The 18,765-nt window shown below is 49.4% G+C and carries 21 protein-coding genes and 1 riboswitch; of the genes, 17 read left to right on the forward strand and 4 right to left on the reverse strand.

All coding sequences use genetic code 11. The annotated features are described in order from the left end of the window. The first annotated feature begins 16 nt into the window (after positions 1-16). Together ACZ439_RS16695 and ACZ439_RS16700 are read left to right on the forward strand one after the other, a co-directional pair. Positions 17-1,618 (forward strand): ATP-binding protein, encoded by a 1,602-nt coding sequence (locus ACZ439_RS16695; RefSeq protein ID WP_464619945.1) that lies wholly within the window; start codon positions 17-19, stop codon positions 1,616-1,618. Next, a complete protein-coding gene (locus ACZ439_RS16700) occupies positions 1,611-2,366 on the forward strand; it encodes a response regulator (protein WP_464621138.1) in 756 nt (251 codons plus the stop codon). The genes ACZ439_RS16695 and ACZ439_RS16700 overlap by 8 nt, the downstream gene beginning before the upstream one ends. A 212-nt stretch (positions 2,367-2,578) precedes the next feature. On the opposite strand, the gene ACZ439_RS16705 is transcribed toward ACZ439_RS16700, so the two are convergent. Further along, positions 2,579-2,893: a LytS/YhcK type 5TM receptor domain-containing protein gene (locus ACZ439_RS16705; protein ID WP_464619946.1), complete on the reverse strand. Its 315-nt coding sequence runs from the start codon at positions 2,891-2,893 to the stop codon at positions 2,579-2,581. 174 nt (positions 2,894-3,067) lie between these two features. Here ACZ439_RS16705 and ACZ439_RS16710 point away from each other — a divergent pair, with 174 nt between their 5' ends. The 14 genes from ACZ439_RS16710 (at position 3,068) to ACZ439_RS16775 (ending at position 14,346) form a co-directional block, all read left to right on the forward strand. Continuing rightward, positions 3,068-3,238, forward strand: a complete 171-nt coding sequence (locus ACZ439_RS16710; RefSeq protein ID WP_464619947.1) for a cytochrome c oxidase subunit 2A — start codon at positions 3,068-3,070, stop codon at positions 3,236-3,238. A gap of 25 nt (positions 3,239-3,263) precedes the next feature. Beyond that, entirely contained in the window at positions 3,264-3,734 is a 471-nt protein-coding gene (locus ACZ439_RS16715) for a cytochrome c oxidase subunit II (protein WP_054796962.1), read from the forward strand. A 26-nt stretch (positions 3,735-3,760) separates the two neighbouring features. Beyond that, entirely contained in the window at positions 3,761-5,413 is a 1,653-nt protein-coding gene (locus ACZ439_RS16720) for a b(o/a)3-type cytochrome-c oxidase subunit 1 (RefSeq protein ID WP_155615646.1), read from the forward strand. A 154-nt stretch (positions 5,414-5,567) separates the two neighbouring features. Further along, entirely contained in the window at positions 5,568-6,569 is a 1,002-nt protein-coding gene (locus tag ACZ439_RS16725) for a protoglobin domain-containing protein (RefSeq protein WP_464619948.1), read from the forward strand. A 111-nt stretch (positions 6,570-6,680) separates the two neighbouring features. After that, positions 6,681-7,193 carry an acyl-CoA thioesterase gene (locus ACZ439_RS16730; protein WP_054799966.1) on the forward strand — a complete coding sequence of 171 codons (513 nt, stop codon included), beginning with the start codon at positions 6,681-6,683 and terminating at the stop codon, positions 7,191-7,193. Positions 7,194-7,364: 171 nt separating this feature from the next. Continuing rightward, positions 7,365-7,571 carry a spore coat protein gene (locus ACZ439_RS16735; protein WP_127608121.1) on the forward strand — a complete coding sequence of 69 codons (207 nt, stop codon included), beginning with the start codon at positions 7,365-7,367 and terminating at the stop codon, positions 7,569-7,571. A gap of 17 nt (positions 7,572-7,588) precedes the next feature. Next, positions 7,589-7,948: a spore coat protein gene (locus tag ACZ439_RS16740; RefSeq protein ID WP_054796963.1), complete on the forward strand. Its 360-nt coding sequence runs from the start codon at positions 7,589-7,591 to the stop codon at positions 7,946-7,948. Positions 7,949-7,968: 20 nt separating this feature from the next. Further along, positions 7,969-9,105 carry a zinc-dependent alcohol dehydrogenase gene (locus ACZ439_RS16745; RefSeq protein WP_127608120.1) on the forward strand — a complete coding sequence of 379 codons (1,137 nt, stop codon included), beginning with the start codon at positions 7,969-7,971 and terminating at the stop codon, positions 9,103-9,105. Positions 9,106-9,162: 57 nt separating this feature from the next. Next, positions 9,163-9,363, forward strand: a complete 201-nt coding sequence (locus ACZ439_RS16750) for a hypothetical protein (RefSeq protein ID WP_054796964.1) — start codon at positions 9,163-9,165, stop codon at positions 9,361-9,363. Between the two features lie 11 nt (positions 9,364-9,374). After that, positions 9,375-9,674 carry a spore coat protein gene (locus tag ACZ439_RS16755; RefSeq protein ID WP_054796965.1) on the forward strand — a complete coding sequence of 100 codons (300 nt, stop codon included), beginning with the start codon at positions 9,375-9,377 and terminating at the stop codon, positions 9,672-9,674. A 207-nt stretch (positions 9,675-9,881) separates the two neighbouring features. Then, positions 9,882-10,658: an IclR family transcriptional regulator gene (locus tag ACZ439_RS16760; protein WP_054799954.1), complete on the forward strand. Its 777-nt coding sequence runs from the start codon at positions 9,882-9,884 to the stop codon at positions 10,656-10,658. A 312-nt stretch (positions 10,659-10,970) separates the two neighbouring features. Further along, on the forward strand, positions 10,971-12,323 hold the full coding sequence (locus tag ACZ439_RS16765) for an aromatic ring-hydroxylating oxygenase subunit alpha (RefSeq protein ID WP_372814020.1): 1,353 nt from the start codon (positions 10,971-10,973) through the stop codon (positions 12,321-12,323). Beyond that, entirely contained in the window at positions 12,323-12,823 is a 501-nt protein-coding gene (locus ACZ439_RS16770; RefSeq protein ID WP_054799956.1) for a 3-phenylpropionate/cinnamic acid dioxygenase subunit beta, read from the forward strand. The genes ACZ439_RS16765 and ACZ439_RS16770 overlap by 1 nt, the downstream gene beginning before the upstream one ends. A gap of 62 nt (positions 12,824-12,885) precedes the next feature. Beyond that, on the forward strand, positions 12,886-14,346 hold the full coding sequence (locus ACZ439_RS16775) for an aldehyde dehydrogenase family protein (RefSeq protein ID WP_127608118.1): 1,461 nt from the start codon (positions 12,886-12,888) through the stop codon (positions 14,344-14,346). A gap of 216 nt (positions 14,347-14,562) precedes the next feature. On the opposite strand, the gene ACZ439_RS16780 is transcribed toward ACZ439_RS16775, so the two are convergent. Then, positions 14,563-15,189 (reverse strand): CAP domain-containing protein, encoded by a 627-nt coding sequence (locus ACZ439_RS16780; protein WP_054796967.1) that lies wholly within the window; start codon positions 15,187-15,189, stop codon positions 14,563-14,565. A 4-nt stretch (positions 15,190-15,193) separates the two neighbouring features. After that, a riboswitch (cyclic di-AMP (ydaO/yuaA leader) is annotated at positions 15,194-15,331 on the reverse strand. Between the two features lie 419 nt (positions 15,332-15,750). Between ACZ439_RS16780 and ACZ439_RS16785 the strand changes: the two genes are divergently transcribed. Next, a complete protein-coding gene (locus tag ACZ439_RS16785; protein ID WP_464619949.1) occupies positions 15,751-17,046 on the forward strand; it encodes an ammonium transporter in 1,296 nt (431 codons plus the stop codon). A gap of 73 nt (positions 17,047-17,119) precedes the next feature. Here the strand turns inward: ACZ439_RS16785 and ACZ439_RS16790 are convergent, their stop codons facing one another. Then, entirely contained in the window at positions 17,120-18,019 is a 900-nt protein-coding gene (locus ACZ439_RS16790) for an IS3 family transposase (protein WP_464621139.1), read from the reverse strand. Beyond that, positions 17,998-18,675, reverse strand: coding sequence for a helix-turn-helix domain-containing protein (locus tag ACZ439_RS16795; RefSeq protein WP_155615870.1), 678 nt, complete (start codon positions 18,673-18,675; stop codon positions 17,998-18,000). Before ACZ439_RS16795 ends, ACZ439_RS16790 begins: the two co-directional genes overlap by 22 nt. Positions 18,676-18,765 lie beyond the last annotated feature (90 nt).

An 18,765-nucleotide genomic window follows, 5' to 3' on the forward strand; every position in this document is an offset into this window, starting at 1 on the left:
AAAGGACGGGGAACTCTTGCATCGGCTTCGCATCTATTGGAAAATCATGCTGCTCTCGTTCGGGCTGGTCCTATTCTCCCTTCTGATCGGCGGAATCGTTCTGATCGGAAGCCTCACCCGGCTCAAGGAGGATGAACTGAAACACCGGCTGACGATTACGGCTCAAACGGTCGCTAACCTGCCGAACGTCGTGGACAGCATTGGCCGTCCCGATGCTGCGATCCATATTGCGCCAGTAGCGGACAAGATCCGGATATTGAATAATGTGGCCTATATAAGCGTCGTTGACATGAACCGGAAGCGGCTGTCCCATCCGTTATCGAGTCGCATCGGCGGAATATTCGCCGCAGAAGAGGACGATCCCGCATTCGCCGAGCACACCTATGTCTCCAAAGTACGAAGCGAAGCGGGCGTCGGTCTTCGAGCGTTCGTGCCGGTCATGAATGCCGCGCACGAGCAGGTAGGGGTTGCTGTAGCGGGAGGCTTGCTGCCGGGCGTGGATGAGCTGATCGGCCAAGAGAAGCGTTCGGTCGTCGTTACCTCACTGCTGTCGCTGCTGTTCGGTATTTTTGGCTCTGTACTGCTGGCCCGCCATATCAAGCGGCAGATGTTCAATCTGGAGCCGCAGGAAATCGCCGGTATGTTTCGGGAACGTACGGCGGCGTTCCAGGCGATGCACGAGGGGGTTATTGCCATCGACCGCGGCGGAGCCATCACGATTTTCAATGAGCGCGCCAAACAAATTTTCGGTATAAGCGACGATGTGACCGGAAGGCCGATCGGCGATGTCATTCCGGAAACGCGGCTGATGGAGGTGCTCGATTCGGGTCAGCCGGAACTGGGCAGAGAGCTGAAATTCGGAGCGGCTATCCTGTGGAGCAACCAGATTCCGATCCGCGAGCAGGGTCATACGGTCGGGGCCATCGGAATCTTTCAGGATCGGACCGAAGTGACGAGGATGGCCGAAGAACTGACAGGCGTCCGTGAGTTTGTTCATGCTCTGCGCGCGCAAAATCATGAGTATATGAACAAAATACACACGGCGGCGGGACTGATTCAGCTCGGCAAGCAGGAGGAGGCGCTCAACTACTTGTTCGAAATCGCCGAGCAGCAGGAGGAGATCACCCGGTTTCTGCAGCAGCACTTCGACGATGACGGCGTGGCTGGACTGCTGCTGGGCAAAATCAGCCGCGGCAAGGAGCTGGGCATCGAGATCAGGATCGATCCGAACAGCAGGCTGGAGCGCTTTCCAAAATTGCTGGACCGTCATGATTTCGTACTGCTGCTCGGCAACCTGATCGAAAATGCCTTCGATGCGCTTGTCGCTTTGGACGCTGAACATAAAGAAGTGTACATCAGCATCGAGCAAAATGATGAACTGCTGTCCATAGCTGTCGAGGACAACGGATGCGGCATGTCGAAAGAAACGATGGACCGCATGCTGGAACGCGGTTTTTCCACCAAGGAGGGGGAGAACCGCGGTATGGGCCTGTATTTGTTGAACGATATTGTAACGAAAGGGAACGGCAAGTTAACATGTGAATCGGCGGTCGGTTTGGGCACATCGATGGAAATTATTTTTCCGATGAAAGGTGGGGCAAGTGTCTGTGATGAGTAACACAGAGAAACCGCATTTTCGGGTGCTGCTGATTGAAGACGATCCTATGGTGCAGGAAGTGAACCGCCAGTTTGTAGAGCAGGTGGACGGGTTCCAAGTTGTAGGTACGGCAGCCAACGGTCTGGAAGGTCTTAAGCTGATCGAGCAGCTTAAGCCGGATCTAGTCTTTCTTGACATCTTCATGCCGTCGCTTGACGGGATCGCCACCCTGCAGCGCCTCCGTTCCAGCATGCTGCCTGTCGATGTGATCGTCGTGACGGCTGCGAAGGATACGGAGACGGTGCGTACGATGATGCGCAATGGCGCGTTCGATTATATCATTAAACCTTTCAAGATGGAGCGGGTTCGGCAAACGCTGGAACGATACCGTGCACAGCAAATGGCGCTTAGACCGGGGGAATCGGTAACGCAGGATCAGTTGGATGACCTTCTGATCAGCGGTGAAACCGCGAATGAAGCGGGGGCGAAGGAAGCTCCGGTTGATGATGTGCAAGTCCCGTCCGACGATCTGCCTAAAGGGCTTAATGCTGCGACGCTTAAGCAGGTGCTCAGCGTGATGAAGCTTCAGGGCGGCCGACTGTCTGCGGAGGAAACCGCGGCAGGAGTAGGCATCTCCCGGGTAACCGCCAGACGGTATTTGGAATTTCTGGAGAAACGCGGGATCGTGCGTCTTGAGGTGCATTATGGCGGCTTAGGCCGTCCCGTCAATCGATACGAATTGCAGCGCGATCCCAACAACCCCAAGTAATTGTCTTGGTAGGACTCTTGACGCGTATAAAGCCAATACGGAGCATCATGCCTGCTCGGCCTTTATTCGGAGCGTAGGAAGACTTGATGGCATTGTGGTTGATATTGAAATCTAGCGGCTTCACGATGGATCCCCCGGGCGAGACTTTGAGTCTGGCCTTTTGTTGTTCCCGCTCCATGCCCCTGTCGGTCGGGAGCTTTTTTTATTTGGGGCTAGATTCCTATTGAGTTTTGGACGGGAATAACAACGATGTGGAAGGCAAGATGTTCGGTAATCAGCGATTTCCGCAATGTCGTTCTGTAGATGTTGTGAAAAAACAGGGAGAAAGTAAAGGTGAAGGCTATGATGAGGACAGCCACCCATGTTCCTTCGCCGCCAAGATATAAACGGTAGATGATGAACTCAAGGAGAAGAAGAAGACCTGTTTGGATACCCCCAAACACCAGCCCAAAAAACATAATGACATAACGGATGTCAAAGAAAACGCCGTTTACCACACTGGAAGCAAAGGTCATGTAGAGCAGCAAACAGATAGAGCTTGTCAGGAGAATGAAGGCGAAACTCGGCAATGTTCTTCGCGAACAAACCAGGAAACAGCGGCAGCCCGCTTGTGCAAAAAATCACAGATGGATCGCTATGCGATCGATACAATAGAAACATGAGAAACGTCAAACCGCGCTTCAAATGAGGGAGGGGTTAAAGTGAGCGCCGACTTGCAGCAAATCAAGGAGCAAACGGATTCTAGGTCCATACCGGAACAGCCTAACCAAGAAACGGAATTTAAGGGCACGTTTGTCAGCGTCATGGCGCTGGGTGCATTTGTGGTGTTGATGTGGCTGGCGGTTTTCATCCTGTTCATCGTTCGACAATAACGAAATAAAGAAAGAAGGAAAGCCGATGCACATTCATCGTTTGGAGAAAATCTGGCTCACATTCGGGTTAGCCATGCTGTTTGTATTTCTCGGTATTTTGGGCATATCCGCTTTTGCCATGGGCGCTCAGCCACCCAGCCCGCACCGTCATATGATTGATCCGACCCGGGTACAGGAAACCGCCCCGTTCGATGCGCCGGGCATCAAGCAGGTTGCGGATGGCGAATACGAGGCTGTGATGATTGCTTACGCATTCGGATATTCCCCGAACAAAATGGAAGTGCCAGCCGGGTCTACGGTTCATTTTACGATTACCAGCCCGGACGTGATCCACGGCTTTGAAATCCCGGGGACCAACGTGAACATGATGGTGATTCCGGGGGAGGTCAGTCAAATTTCCCACAAATTTACGAAGCCGGGCGAGTATCTCATCCTGTGCAATGAATATTGCGGCACCGGTCATGAATATATGAATACCGTCATTGTCGTGAAATAAGCGATTTCAAAAGGGAAGGGAATGCCATGAATTCAAATCAATCGCAATCATTCAACCGTAGAGACGGGGCGCTTGTCGTCGCCCATATTGTGTTTGCTTTCGTGGCGCTGCTGCTTGGAGGCATTGCCGGTTTGCTGCAAAGCGTCGTGCGCGGAGGGATGTATACGCTGCCTGGAGGCATCGGCTATTATCAGCTTCTCACCGCCCACGGCGTGCTGATGGCGCTTGTCTTTACCACTTATTTTATTATCGGCTTCCTGTATTCGGGAGTTTCCAAGACGATGGGCGGCGAGCTGCTCCCCCTAACGCACCGGCTTGGCTGGGCGGGGTTTGTCCTCATGTCGCTCGGCACACTGATCGACGTAGTCATGATTTTGTTGAATAAAGCAAGCGTGTTATATACGTTTTACGCGCCGCTTAAAGCTTCTCCGTACTTTTACATCGGTTTAGCTTTGGTGGTGGTAGGCAGCTGGCTCAGCGGCTTCGGCATTTTCTATCATTACATGTATTGGAAAAAAACGCATCGCGGCAAGCTATCGCCGCTGTTCGGATTTATGGCGGTCTGCACCATGCTGCTCTGGCAAATTGCGACGATCGGCGTGGCGGTCGAGGTTCTCGTTCAGCTGATCCCCTGGTCGTTCGGCTGGACGGAAAAAATCAATGTCATGCTCAGCCGCACCTTGTTCTGGTATTTCGGTCATCCGCTCGTTTATTTTTGGCTGCTGCCCGCCTATATTTGCTGGTATGTGATCATTCCCAAAATCATCGGCGGCAAAATATTCAGCGACGCCTTGGCGAGAATGTCGTTCATCCTGCTTCTGCTGTTCTCCATTCCGGTCGGTTTTCACCATCAATTGACGGAGCCGGGCATCAGCCCGCTGTGGAAATTCATCCAGGTCGTCCTCACGTTCATGGTCGTCGTACCGTCGCTCATGACCGCTTTCTCCCTGTTCGCTTCCTTTGAGTCGGCCGGCAGGGCTAAGGGTGCCCGCGGTTTGTTCGGCTGGGTGAAGCTGCTTCCCTGGAAAGATGTTCGCTTCTTCGCGCCCTTCATGGGCATGCTGGTCTTTATTCCGGCAGGGGCGGGCGGCATTGTGAATGCAAGCAATCAGATGAATGTGGTCGTGCACAATACGCTGTGGGTGACGGGACACTTTCATTTGACGGTGGCGACCAGCGTAGCGCTGACGTTCTTCGGCATTACGTACTGGCTTATCCCGGCCGTCACCAACCGGCTGCTGACACCGCGGATCAACAGGCTGGGAATAATTCAGACGGTAATCTGGTGCGTCGGCATGTTATTCATGTCGGGCGCGATGCACACCGTAGGTCTGTTGGGTTCGCCAAGGCGAACGGCCTATACGACGTATGGGGACCATCCGGATGCGGTGCTGTGGATGCCCTACTATGCGGCGATGGCGATCGGAGGCATCATCCTGTTCATCGCGCTGGCGTTGATGATATATAATGTTGTGGCTCTGCTGCGCGCTCCCAAAGGATACACAGAGTATCCGATCGGCGAGGCGGCGGAACCGGAAGAAGCGACTCCGCGGTATTTAGAGCGCTGGAAAGTGTGGATTGCTCTAACGGTTGTGCTCATTTTATTCGCTTATACGATTCCCGTGATGGATATGTTCGGTCATGCGAGCACGCAATCACCGGGTTATGTGACGTGGTAATAGATTCTCATTAAAATATGCAGGGATGAAGCCGCTCAGGGAAGCGGCTTTTTTCATGGCCGCAGGCGTGTGATATACGTCACACTTTTTAAGCAATTAATATTTTATGCTAATGAATATGAATTAGATGAATGCTGACTTGGGGGATGAGCGCATGGAAGGTTTATCGGGTCGACGCAAAGAGCAGCTGGACTACATCGGCATAACGGCCGATGATTTATTGCTTCTGCAAAATAAAAAAGCGGAATTTTCAAAAGTCGTAAACGTACTGGTGGACGAGCTCTATGAACGCATTATGCGTCAGCCCGAACTTAGGCGAATTATTGAAGCCCATAGCACAATCGATCGGCTTAAAGAGACGCAGAGATGGTACTTTCTCTCTCTGACGGAGGGGAAGATCGACGAGTCTTTTATCAACAGGAGACTTTTTATCGGCGGGGTGCACTCCAGCATCGGGTTAACGACACAGTGGTATCTGGGAACCTACATGCTTTATTTGGATCTCGCCACAGCCCATTTCCAGCATGTGCTTCCGGACGAATGGCTGCCGGTTATTCAAGCCGTTACCAAGATGTTTAATTTTGATTCGCAGCTGGTGCTTGAAGCTTATGAGGCCGGAGAGAAGCAAAAAGTGGAAAAGCTTGCCGAAGAACGCGGACATCTCCTGGTAGGAATAAACGCTGCCGTGCAAGATCTGGCCTCGATGATGGTTGAACTAAGCGGGAGTACTCAATCGGTGGCGGAAACGGCAATCCGTACCGCGGAATCGCAGGAAAAGTCACTGGACACCGTGTATGAGCTGACTCAGGAAATTGAATATATTCATCATATGGGCTCGCTTATGGAAGAGATATCCTCCCAGACGCAGCTGCTTGGGCTTAACGCGGCCATTGAAGCCGCCCGCGCCGGCGAGCAGGGTCGCGGCTTTGAAGTCGTCGCCAATGAAATCCGTAAGCTCGCCGCGAAATCCAAAGAAGCCCTTGTACAAATCCATGCCAAGCTTGACATCATACTGCGCTTGCTGCAAGAAGTCAAATTGGAGTCGGAGCAGACGACCCATCAGGCACAAACGCAGGCCGCCAGCTCCGAAGAGCTGTCATCGTTCGTTCAAATGATTGAAAAAGTAACGGCGGAGCTGGATCAACTGAATCCTTAAGCAAGCTTGGCACATCGGGGCGTAACCTATATACTGGAAATTGTAAACAAGCATAACGGACCTGAAGTTGGGGAGACTGTTCATCATCTTGAAGAAAGTGACGTGTTGGGATTGGAACAAAAATATGTAAGGGAAACAAGATGCTTCAAAATTTCCAGAGTATTTCCGCCCGATGTAAACAATCATAATACGATGTTCGGCGGCAAATTAATGTCTCAAATCGATGATATTGCTTCCATATCGGCCTCCAAGCTGTGCCGGGTTACTGCAGTTACGGCCTCGATGGATTCGGTGGATTTCTTGTTTCCGATCCGGCCAACGGACAGCGTGGCGTTAGAGTCTTTTGTTACATGGACAGGCCGGACCTCGATGGAAATATTCGTTAAAGTCATTACGGAGGATTTGCGCACCGGAGAACGAAATATAGCCGCCACGTCCTTCATAACTTTTGTCGGGCTGGACGAAAACAATAAGCCCGTTCAAGTTCCCCAGATCGTCCCTGAGACTGAGGAAGAAAAGAAATTGTTCGAGACGGCGGCCCACCGGGCGGAAATGCGCAAAATTCGAAGGGAAGAGAGCAAGAAGTTCGCCGATTATTTGATCACGAACTATCCTTGGGAATAAAGGACGGCTTCAGGACTGCCGAATACCGAATCTAGACCGCGTGTCGTATGGACGACAAGCGGTTTTTGTTTTTTTTATACCTAAAAAATGGCCGGGACAATATATGTTACGTCACTGTATAAGCCTTATTTCTGAGGATAAAATAGCTCTGTTGAACAGGAGGTGATGAACATGTCTCAACACGGCTTGGCGCCGCATGAATCGATGGAAATTCATGAGATGCTCAATTTTAAAACGATTTGCATGACGAAATCGAAAATGATGCAGGGATTGGTGTTCAATAAAGACCTCAAAGCATTGATGCAAAAAGATGTAGATCAATCGATTAAAGCTATTCAACAGCTTCAAGGCCTGTATGCCAAATTCCCGATTCAATAATTGGAGGTGCCTCGATTATGGAAGATTATTTAGATCCCCGAAACGCCGAGGGGATGCCCGATCAAGCCGATTCGCTGTTTGCGCTTGACTTCTTGCTCTCCGCCAAAAACGGGGTAAGAAACTGCGCCATTGCATTAACGGAAGCCATAACCCCCGAAGTCAGAACCGTATTGAAGAATCAATTGAACGAAGCTCTTGCGCTGCATGACGAAATCAGCCGGCTGATGATACATAATGGCTGGCTGCATCCGTACGATGTCAACGAACAATTCCCGATCGATCTGAAAGCCGCCCAGACCACGGTTCAAATCGCCCAAATGAAGCTCTTTCCCGAAGATACCTCTCGACTCGGCTTATTCGCGACACCAGACAAATAATAGGGAGGAACAACAATCACATGAAAGCCGTCACCTTTCAAGGCATTAAAAATGTCGAAGTCAAAGAGGTTCAAGACCCCAAAATCGAAAAAGCAGACGATATGATCGTCAGGCTGACAACGACAGCCATATGCGGATCGGATTTGCACCTGATTCACGGCATGATCCCCAATTTGCCTACGGATTATGTGATCGGTCATGAGCCGATGGGGATTGTTGAGGAAACGGGTCCGGGAGTAACCAAACTCAAAAAAGGCGACCGGGTTATCATCCCGTTCAATATCGCCTGCGGCGAATGCTTTTACTGCAAGCACCAGCTGGAAAGTCAGTGCGATAACTCCAATAAAAACGGAGATATGGGAGCCTACTTCGGGTATTCCGGAACGACGGGCGGGTATCCCGGAGGGCAAGCGCAGTATTTGAGGGTCCCTTACGCCAACTTCACGTCCTTCAAGGTTCCGGAAGGCTCGGAGGTGGAGGATGAGAAATTGGTGTTGTTGGCCGACGCCATGTCGACGGCTTATTGGAGCATAGACAATGCCGGGGTGAAAGACGGGGATACCGTGATCGTCCTTGGCTGCGGCCCGGTCGGATTGCTTGCACAAAAGTTCGCTTGGCTGAAAGGGGCGAAGAGGGTAATTGCCGTCGATTACGTCGATTACCGGCTGGAGCACGCCAAGCGGACGAATAAAGTGGAAACGGTCAATTTCGAACAGGAAGAAAACATCGGAAATCATCTGAAGGAAATAACCCAGGGCGGGGCGGACGTTGTCATCGACTGTGTCGGCATGAGCGGAAAGATGAGCCCCATGGAGTTTCTTGCATCGGGTTTAAAGCTTCATGGCGGTGCAATGGGTGCAATTGTAATCGCTTCTCAAGCTGTACGAAAAGGCGGAACGATTCAAATCACAGGGGTGTACGGGGCGAGGTACAATGGCTTCCCGCTGGGCGATATTTTCCAGCGCAACGTGAACATCCGAACAGGGCAAGCGCCGGTTATCCACTATATGCCTTATCTGTATAACTTGATCGCTGAAGGTAAGGTCGATCCCGCCGATGTCATTACCCATGTGCTGCCGTTGGAGCAAGCGAAGCACGGATATGAAGTTTTCGACACCAGAACGGATGGCTGCATTAAAGTCGTTCTGAAACCTTAAGCGGTTTGAAACCTGGGGAAGTCCGCTGCACGACCAAGCATAGGAGGCTGTGAAAAGATGAATAATAGGTTCGGGTTACATGAAACGCTGGAGCTTCATGAAATTGCCTCATTCAAAACCGTCTGCTTGACGAAGTCCGTAACGATGCAGAGGTTGGTATCAGATCCGGCGTTGAACGATATCTTGCAGCAAGACGTCCAGTCATCAACCAGACAGATTCAGGAGTTAAACGATCTGTTATCCCAAGCGATCAGGTAGGAGGCGAGTTAATGAACACGATTCTTGAGCATTTAACGGGAATGAATACGATGACCGATCAAGTCATTGCGACGGATTTTCTTATAGCGGCCAAAAACAGCGTCATCACGTATGCCTTGGCTCTTACAGAAACCGCGACTCCTGAAATTAAGGATGTCTTACGCAGACAGCTGGAGGAAGCGATTCTTACTCACGAACAAATTTCCAATTATATGGTGCAGAATGGCTTGTATCATCCATATGAAGTGAAGGAGCAGCTTCAGCTCGATATGACGAATATTCAGACGGCTTTAAATCTTGTATCCCAATAGGACGAACAAACACCCACCGATAAGCTTAACGGTGGGTAATTGACGTCACTTGCAAATCTATCAATCTCTTATGCAAAAACATAGATGATTAGCACATCGCTGCTAAAAGTGTGGTATAATGCGAATGGAATGCCGAAACCTTCACAATAACTTACATAATCGGCACATACAGGATGCAATCTAATTTGATGAACCGGAGTTTTGACGATGCGGGAATTGAATGTGGAACCAGTTAGAGCGGTGGAGCGTGCCATCCAAATTTTAAATTGCTTCAGCTTTGAGCGGCCGGATCAATCCATCGAAGAAATTATTAGAAAAACAAAATTGGCCAAAGCGACGGTCTATCGGCTGCTGTGGACGCTGGAACGAAATGGACTTATTCATTATGATCCGAAAGAGAACACGTATCGTCTCGGCTATAAATCGCTGGAATACGGGGGGATTGTTCTAGAGCATCTGGATATCCACCGGGAAGCTGCACATTACCTGCAGGATTTACAGGAACTAACCGGTCATTCTGCGGTGCTGGCGGTTCCCCAGGGTGAAACGCTCCAGTATCTCATGAGGTTTGACAGCGACGAGGGCTTCCAGCCCCGAAACTTTATAGGCCGAAGGCGTATCCTCCATAACGGAGCCCTCGGAATCGTCCTGCTGGCTTATATGGAGCCGGAATTTGTACGCGATCTTCTCCGCCGTTACCCGCTCGAAGCTTTTACGCCGGATACCATGACGGATCATGCACGTTTTATCCAGCGTCTGGAGGACATTCGGAAAGAAGGCTTCTTTGTGGATGCGGGGGAAACTTTCAGCGGTTTTACGGCCATCGCTGTTCCTGTATTTGATAGCAAAGAAAAAGCGATAGCGGCCATCGGCGTTTCCGGATCCAGCTTCAAGATGGAAGGGGAAGCAAGAGAACGATTAATCCATCTGACGAAAGAGACCGCCCTGAAAATATCGCTGCGGATGGGCTACATCATTAAATAAAATCGATCACTCCGGGAGGGGTGATTTTTTGTTTTTCGGAATGAATATTGAACAAACGAAAAGAGATTTTTAAATTGACATGTGCAATGAAATTGGATATATTTGAAATATCAGATCACTTGATGATTCGCCAATTCACTAGATGAATCAGAGTAGAGGATATTGTATTCTCGTCCATGATCAGCTATACGGAATTCATAATGGAGATGTCCTTCATTCCTCGTCTAGTGTCATGTTTCACAATAGTGGAACCGCTTACTATTAGGTTTGAAAGCGCTTTTTTTAAATTCGGGCAAGGAGGTAGAGGTTCAGATGACAAGAAATACGTTAGACAAAAAAACGCTCGAGGTTTTAAAGCAAAAAATGTCGGAAGGTTTGCTGCCGCAGTGGGTCTTAACGGATCCGGAAATTTACCAGTTGGAACTTCAAAAGGTGTTCGGGCGTACGTGGCAGTTTTTGGCACATGAATCGGAATTCAAAGAGCCGGGCAGTTATGTAACGCGGTGGATGGTTAACGATCCTGTATTGCTCGTTAAAAACAGCGCAGGGGAGATCAAGGCTTTTCTCAACTCCTGTACACATCGGGGAACACATTTATGTACAGCCGATTTCGGGAAAAAGAAAACGTTTACATGTGCTTATCATGGATGGAGCTATAACACGGATGGCGAATTGATCGGAATTGTAGCCGGAGACAAGGTGTACGGAGAAGAGATGGACAAAAGCGAGTGGGGCCTTCGTCCGATTCCTAAGGTAGCCATGTATCAAGGCATGATTTTCGGAAACCTGGATCCTGACGCCATCTCACTGGAAGAATATTTAGGCGATATGAAATGGTACTTCGACATGCTGCTCGGCAGAAGCGACGGCGGCATGGAAGTCCGGGGAGTTCCGCAACGCTGGGTAGCCCAAGCCAACTGGAAGAGCACAAGCGAAAATTTCTCTGCCGATCCGTATCACGTGCAGACGGCGCACCGCTCAACGGTGGAGATGGGAATCAGTCCCAAAGATCCTTTATATGCAGGATATGGCCATCAAGTCGTTATGGAGCACGGGCACGGCATTAACGTGATCACGTCCGCTACAGGCCGATCCATCCATCGCTATCAGTCAACGCCTGAATCGATGTGGCCGATGTTCGAGCGAAACTTGACTCCCGAGCAAGCGGACATCTTATCCAGAACGACCGTCTTTGTAGGGGGCGTCTACCCGAATCTTTCCTTCGTCAGCCCTATTCACGGAACGGAAGGACATTTGCACAACTACTTGAATTTCCGGGTTTGGAGGCCGCTGGGACCCGATAAAGTGGAAGTTTGGTGCTGGTTTATGATCGATAAGGCCGCGCCGGAAGATTACAAGCAGGAAGCGTATAAAGGCTATATCGGTTCCTTCGGCACTTCCGGTACTTTGGAGCAGGACGATACCGAGATATGGGCCCGCGTCGTTCAAGCCAGTAAGGGATTGATGGTCAGAGATAAAGAACTGAGCTACAACAATGTCAGCAATTATCTCATGGGATTCGGTCATGTGGACCCTGATCCGTCCTTCCCGGGACCCGGCGTCGCTTATCCGACCTGCTACATTGACGCCATATCCAGAAGTATGCACGAGTATTGGCTGGAACTCATTACGAAAGATATAAATGATTCTGAGGAGGGTTGCTAATGAACCCGCAATTGCACTACGAAATTAGCAGATTTCTCCAAGACGAAGCCTATTTGCTGGATCATCGGAAATATAAAGAATGGTTAGAATTGCTGGCCGATGACCTCATTTACCGGATGCCCGTCCGTGTGACGACCGAAGAACGGGGCGGCTCCAATATCGTCGATGAGATGACGCATTTGGAAGAAACGAAGAAGTCGCTGACCACCAGGGTGAACAGGTTGTATACGACTTCGGCTTGGGTTGAAAATCCGGCGCCGCGGCAGCGGCATTTTATTAGTAACATCACGGTCGATCCCGGTCTTCAGCCCGACGAATACAAGGTTCGAAGCTACTTTTTATTCCACCGGAGCCGGGGCTCGGATATTGAAACCGAGAAGATGTTCGGAGAGCGGGAAGATGTGATACGCAAAGAGAATGGAGAATGGAAGCTTGCGTCGCGAACCATTTATCCGGATCAGGCTGTTTTAGGAGTTATGAATCTTAGTATGTTTTTGTAAAACAATTATAAAAACGCTTACAGCTGTTTGGAATAATAACCATATAAGGGAGCGACGAAAATATGACACGTTACGAGGATTTGAACCAAAGCTATATCAATGGCCAGTGGACGGAAGGCTCTAGTGAACGGACCTACGATATTTTGAATCCTTACGATAATTCCGTTGTGACATCTGTACGTTTAGCGTCGGTCAAACAGCTGCAAGAAGCATTTGAAGGTGCGAAGCAAGCCCAGAAGGAATGGGCGAAATCTTCCGCGGAACAAAGAAAAGAAGTCATTCATAAGGCCATCGAATATTTACAAGCGAATCGGGAGTCGATTACTGCCGTGATTAGCCGGGAAACGGGCGGCACCGTTCTAAAAGCCAACGTGGAACTGCATCTGGCTATAGAAGTGATGGAAGAAGCGATTCGTCTTGCCGATGAAATTTATAAGGTTAGGGAAGTTCCGTCCGGTATCGAAGGCAAGGTCAATCATATTCACCGTCTTCCTTTGGGCGTGATTTCCTCCATATCTCCGTTTAACTTCCCTATGAACTTATCTATGCGCACCATTGCGCCGGCTATTGCCTTGGGGAACAGCGTCGTGCATAAGCCTGATATTCAGGTTGGCTTGACGGGCGGTTCCATTATCGCGAAAGCGTTCGAGCATGCAGGTCTTCCTGACGGCGTGCTGCAAGTGATTTTGACCGACCTGACCGAAATCGGAGACGAAATGCTTACGAATCCGCATGCCCAAATGATCAGTTTCACCGGTTCGACGGCGGTTGGAAGACACATTGGCGAGATTGCGGGCCGGAACCTAAAGCGTGTTGCCCTTGAGCTTGGAGGGAACAGCCCGTTCGTCGTTTTATCGGATGCGGATGTAGACCGGGCTGTGGACGCCGCGGTCTTCGGGAAATTCATTCATCAGGGCCAAATTTGTATGATTATTAATCGAATGATTATCCATAAGGATAAGTACGATGAGTTCGTCCAGAAGTTTGTGGAACGCGCCAAAGCTCTTCCTTACGGCGATCCGAGCGATCCGAAGACCGTTATCGGTCCTCTAGTCAATGAGCGTCAGCTTCAGAAAGCGCTTCAAGTGATTGAGGAAGCCAAACGTGACGGCGTGAAGATCGCATTGGAAGGAAAACGTGAGGGCAATGTTCTGACTCCCTATGTATTTACGGAAGTCGATAATTCCAGTAATCTTGCGCAATCCGAGCTGTTCGCACCGATCGCTACCATGATTAAAGCGGAAACGGACGAAGAAGCGATTAGACTGGCAAGCGATACGGCCTATGGTTTAAGCTCGGCGATCTTTACGTCCGATCTGGCCAAAGGAGAAGAGCTTGCCCTGCAAATCGATAGCGGTATGACGCATATTAACGACCAGACGGTGAACGACAGCCCTAATATTCCGTTCGGAGGAAATAAGGCAAGCGGGCTCGGCAGATTCGGGAATCCGTGGATTGTCGAGGAGTTTACCATCACCAAATGGGTTTCCATCCAAAATACCTATCGTCATTTCCCGTTCTAATTTCATTCCTTTCCATCGCTAACATAAATAAAGGTATCCGGGGTTTGTTCCAGATGAACTTACTCCGGATGCCTTTTTTTATTATTTTGAGCGTCATTTTTATGAACGAATGAGTCCCGAGGCATGAGGGAATGCTTCATAGTAGGAGAACAGCGGCCGATCCCGAAGGTGATCGGGAAACGGCCGCTGCCTGTAACGTGTTTGTCTGATTGCTTATTAGTTAGCAATAAATTCTTGCACCCAATAATTATTATAATAGCCAACGCCAATTTTCGTGAAGTTTGGACTCAAAATATTTTTACGATGACCGGAGCTGTTCATCCAGGCCTTCATGACTTCTTGCGGACTTTTCTGTCCCATAGCTATATTCTCGCCGGCATACGTGTACCGGATGCCGTACGATTTCATCATATCAAATGGGGAACCATAAGTTGGTGAAGTATGGCTAAAGTACTTGTTATTGTTCATGTCTTTTGCTTTATCCAGCGCCATGGCCGACAAGGCTTTGTCATAAACTAATGGCTTCAGACCGGCTTTCGCACGTTCCTGATTGACCAAGGCAACGACTTGATCGGCATAAGAGGATTGAGCCGAGGTCGGCGTTGTTGTTCCTTTCGCAGCGCCAGGAACGTTCAATACCATGCCCGGCCAGATAATATTCGGGTTAGCCACCTGAGGATTTTGCCTGATCAGGGTGCTGAGCGGTATTCCATACTGCTTGGAAATCGTCCACATCGTATCCTGGCCTTTAACCGTGTACGTAGCGGCTGAAGCAGCCCCTGCCCCAACGATCATGCTTAAAGCAATCACGCCAGTCATAGCGGTTTTCTTGAAGTGCTTCACAACTATCTCTCCTTTTTATGGCCTACGAGGTTAGCTGACGGATTCGGGTCAAAGAGTAATCACCCTGCCATGAATATGGCTTCACCCCAAGTAAAGAGGTTCCCCCGCGCTTCCTTAAGGAAAGCTTCGGCCTTGATTCGATTGCTCAGTAAGATCGGCTGCTGCCAGCGTCTCTTCCGAGGCCGTTCCATTCTATCATAGCTTCTCTATCAGGTTCACCCCACAATTGTTTCCATCTCCAAGAAAGCTGAAGAGAAAAGCGGACAACACGCAGAACTTCCCGTTTCTACAAAGCTTGAAAGCATAGCAAAATACTATAGAAGGTTTGAAGATTGTATATTAATGTCATATATGTGTCATGTATTCGCAATAATATACCACTAAATAGATAAAATCCGAACAATCCGAGGCAATATTGGCATGAATGTTAATATTTTATGTTAATAATATTGACATAACATACTTTCATGTCATAAAATACATACATGGCTTACCGTTAATTATGAAAGTTAATCAAGGATTTCGGATTCATTTATTTTAGTTAAAGTGAGGTTGACGCGTATGGAATTGGGAATGAATGCGATTTGGGTCATGCTGGGTGCTATTTTAGTTATTTTCATGCAAAGCGGGTTTGTCATGCTGGAAGCCGGGTCGACCCGGATGAAGAACGCCGGCCACATCGCCGGAAAAACGATCTTTACGCTCGGCATCGTCTCGTTGGTTTTTTGGGCGGCAGGTTACGCATTGATATTCGGATCGCAAGGTAATGCGTGGATCGGTTGGGGCGATTACTTCGGCTTCGATGTTAAGGAGGTTCCGGAAGGCAGCACGGTAGCCCCGACGGTCATGTTTATTTTCCAGTTGGCGTTTGCTGCGATATCGATGTCCGTAGCATGGGGAGGGTTTGCAGAAAGAGCGAAGCTTTCCGTGTATCTGGTATTCGCCGTCTTGTTCTCCATTGTCGTCTATCCCGTTATTGCCCACTGGATTTGGGGCGGCGGTTGGCTGGCTGAGCACGGCAAGCAAGATTTCGCCGGATCGACGGTTGTCCATCTGACCGGCGCGATGGCTGCTTTGGCAGCCACCCTCTTGTTGAAACCGCGGCTCGGCAAATATAACAAGAACGGTACTCCGAACGATATGCCGGGGCACAATCAGGTATTTACCACACTCGGCGTGATGCTGCTGTGGGTGGGCTGGTTCGGTTTTAATGCAAGCAGTACGATTGCGGTCGGCGACGGAAGCTTCTTCGGTTTTGTCGCGATCAATACGCAGCTCGCCGCGGCTGCCGGCGCTATTGCCGCACTATTGATTGCTTGGGCTGTTAATGGCAAGGCGGATATCTCCGTGATGTTGAATGGCGCCTTGGCCGGTTTAGTCGCGATTACGGCTTCCTGCGCATTCGTTGAGTCTTGGGCGGCTATCGTCATCGGTCTGGTTGCCGGTATCGTCGTCTTTGCAAGTATGCGGATGTTTGAAAAGCTTCGTATCGACGATCCGATTTACGCGCTTTCCGCTCACGGGACGGCCGGTGTTTGGGGAACGCTCTCCAACGGTTTATTCGCCACGCCGGAATTGGCGGAGAAAGTCGGAGTTGGTAAAGCCGGCCTGTTCTACGGCGGCGGGTTCGAGCAATTGGGGGTTCAGGCTCTTGGGGTGCTGGTTTGCGGAGCCTTTGCTTTTGTTGCATCGTACGTCATTCTTTCCGTGATGAAGGCTGTTATCGGATTGCGTGTCACGGAAGAAGAAGAGACGATCGGCCTTGACTTGAGTGAGCATGGCACTTACGGCTATCCGGAACAATTGAAAGCTCAATCCGACAAGCGTGTCATTCCGCAAATGAACCAATCGGTATAATGATGTAAAACAAGGGCTGTTCCTCAAGTGAACTGCACCCCGTCAAGTAGACAATACAAAAAATAAAAATCAGTTAAGCGGTCTTGGTTCTGAATTCCATCGGACTGAGGCCGTTTAATTTTGCTTGCAATCGCTCGTAATTGTAAAAATGAATATAGTCATCAATGTCCTTTTTGAGTTCTTCAAAGGTACGGTAGGTATGTAAATAATACTTCTCACATTTCAGGGTACCCCAGAAGGATTCCATCGGACCATTATCTATGCACCGCCCAACTCGGGACATGCTTTGGGTAAGATTGTTGTCGTCCAAGATCTTCTTAAAACTCAATGAGGTGTATTGATACCCTCGGTCGCTATGAAGCATGGGTGTGCTTCCTGGCGCGCCTTGCAAGGCCAATTTTAACGTCTGGAATACGATTGGATTGTTGTTGGAATGCCCTAATACATACGAGACAATCGTTTTATCATGAAGATCAAGTATGGCGCTTAAATAAGCTTTTTGCCCGTTACCGTATTTGAATTCCGTTACATCCGTGACCCACTTCTCATTAGGCACTTCTGCCCGGAACTTGCGATTCAACAAATTCTCAGCTACCTGTTGAGGAGTCGATCGGACATATTTCTTTTTCTTCCTGCGGATGACCGACTGGATTCCCTTAAGCCTCATCAGGCGCAGTACACGCTTATGGTTAATCCTTTGCTTGGTCTTTTGACGCATATGGAGAGTTAATTGACGGTACCCGAAGATCTTCTCAACCTTCTCATACAAAACCATCATGACATCCGTGAGATGTTGGTTCTCCAGTTCACGTGGGCTGGGTTTGCGACTCAGCCATTTGTAATAGCTTGACCGCGGGATCTGTGCAATGTCACACAGAAGCTTCACGCTGAATGACCCTTCTTGCTGGACGGCTTCAATGGCAAGGTAGACATTCTCCTGGCGGTGTTGGCTTAGCGACGCCTCCTCTCGAATTCCTGTAACTTTTTTAAGAAGGCATTCTCCGCCCGGAGCCGCTCGTTCTCATACTCCAGCTTCTTCATCGCGAGTTTGTGGTGGTCCGCCTCGGTTAATTCCTCAGGCGTCTTCGTTCTCCCACGACCATCCTGTAAAGCATCCTGACCACCAGCTTCGTACTTCTTTACCCATCCATATACTTGCTGGTAAGAAACTTGAAACTGATTCGCCGTCTTGTTAAAGTCGCGGTTATGATTAAGACAATACAAGACGATATCGATTCGTTCCTGCACAGTGGTTGTTCGACCCTTCGTCATAGCTCTCGATCCTCCGTTATATGCTTTGAGGTTGCTATGACCATTATACTTCTGAATCCAGCGGGAGAGTTGGTTTCGACTAGCGATCTTGTACTTGTCGATAATCTGGTACTGTGATAATCCTCCATAGAGATAATCCTTGACCGCTTGAAGTTTAAGCTCCGCGGAATAACTTCGATTACGGATTCGAATCTCTAACCCTTTATACCCATAAACCTCATAACGACGCCGCCATTTTGCCAAGGTCGTTTTTGAAATACTGTATTTTTTTGTTGCAGCTTTAACGCTAATATGACCGCATTCAATTTCTTGCAAGATGGCAAATTTCTGCGACGCACTATGTTCTGATTTAGACATGAAAAATGCTCCCCTTACAGTAACAGGTTTTATTATTTCACCTGTCTACCGTATGGGGAGCATATCATAGTCATCCTGGATGACGGAGGG

This window comes from Paenibacillus sp. JCM 9796, from assembly GCF_055379675.1.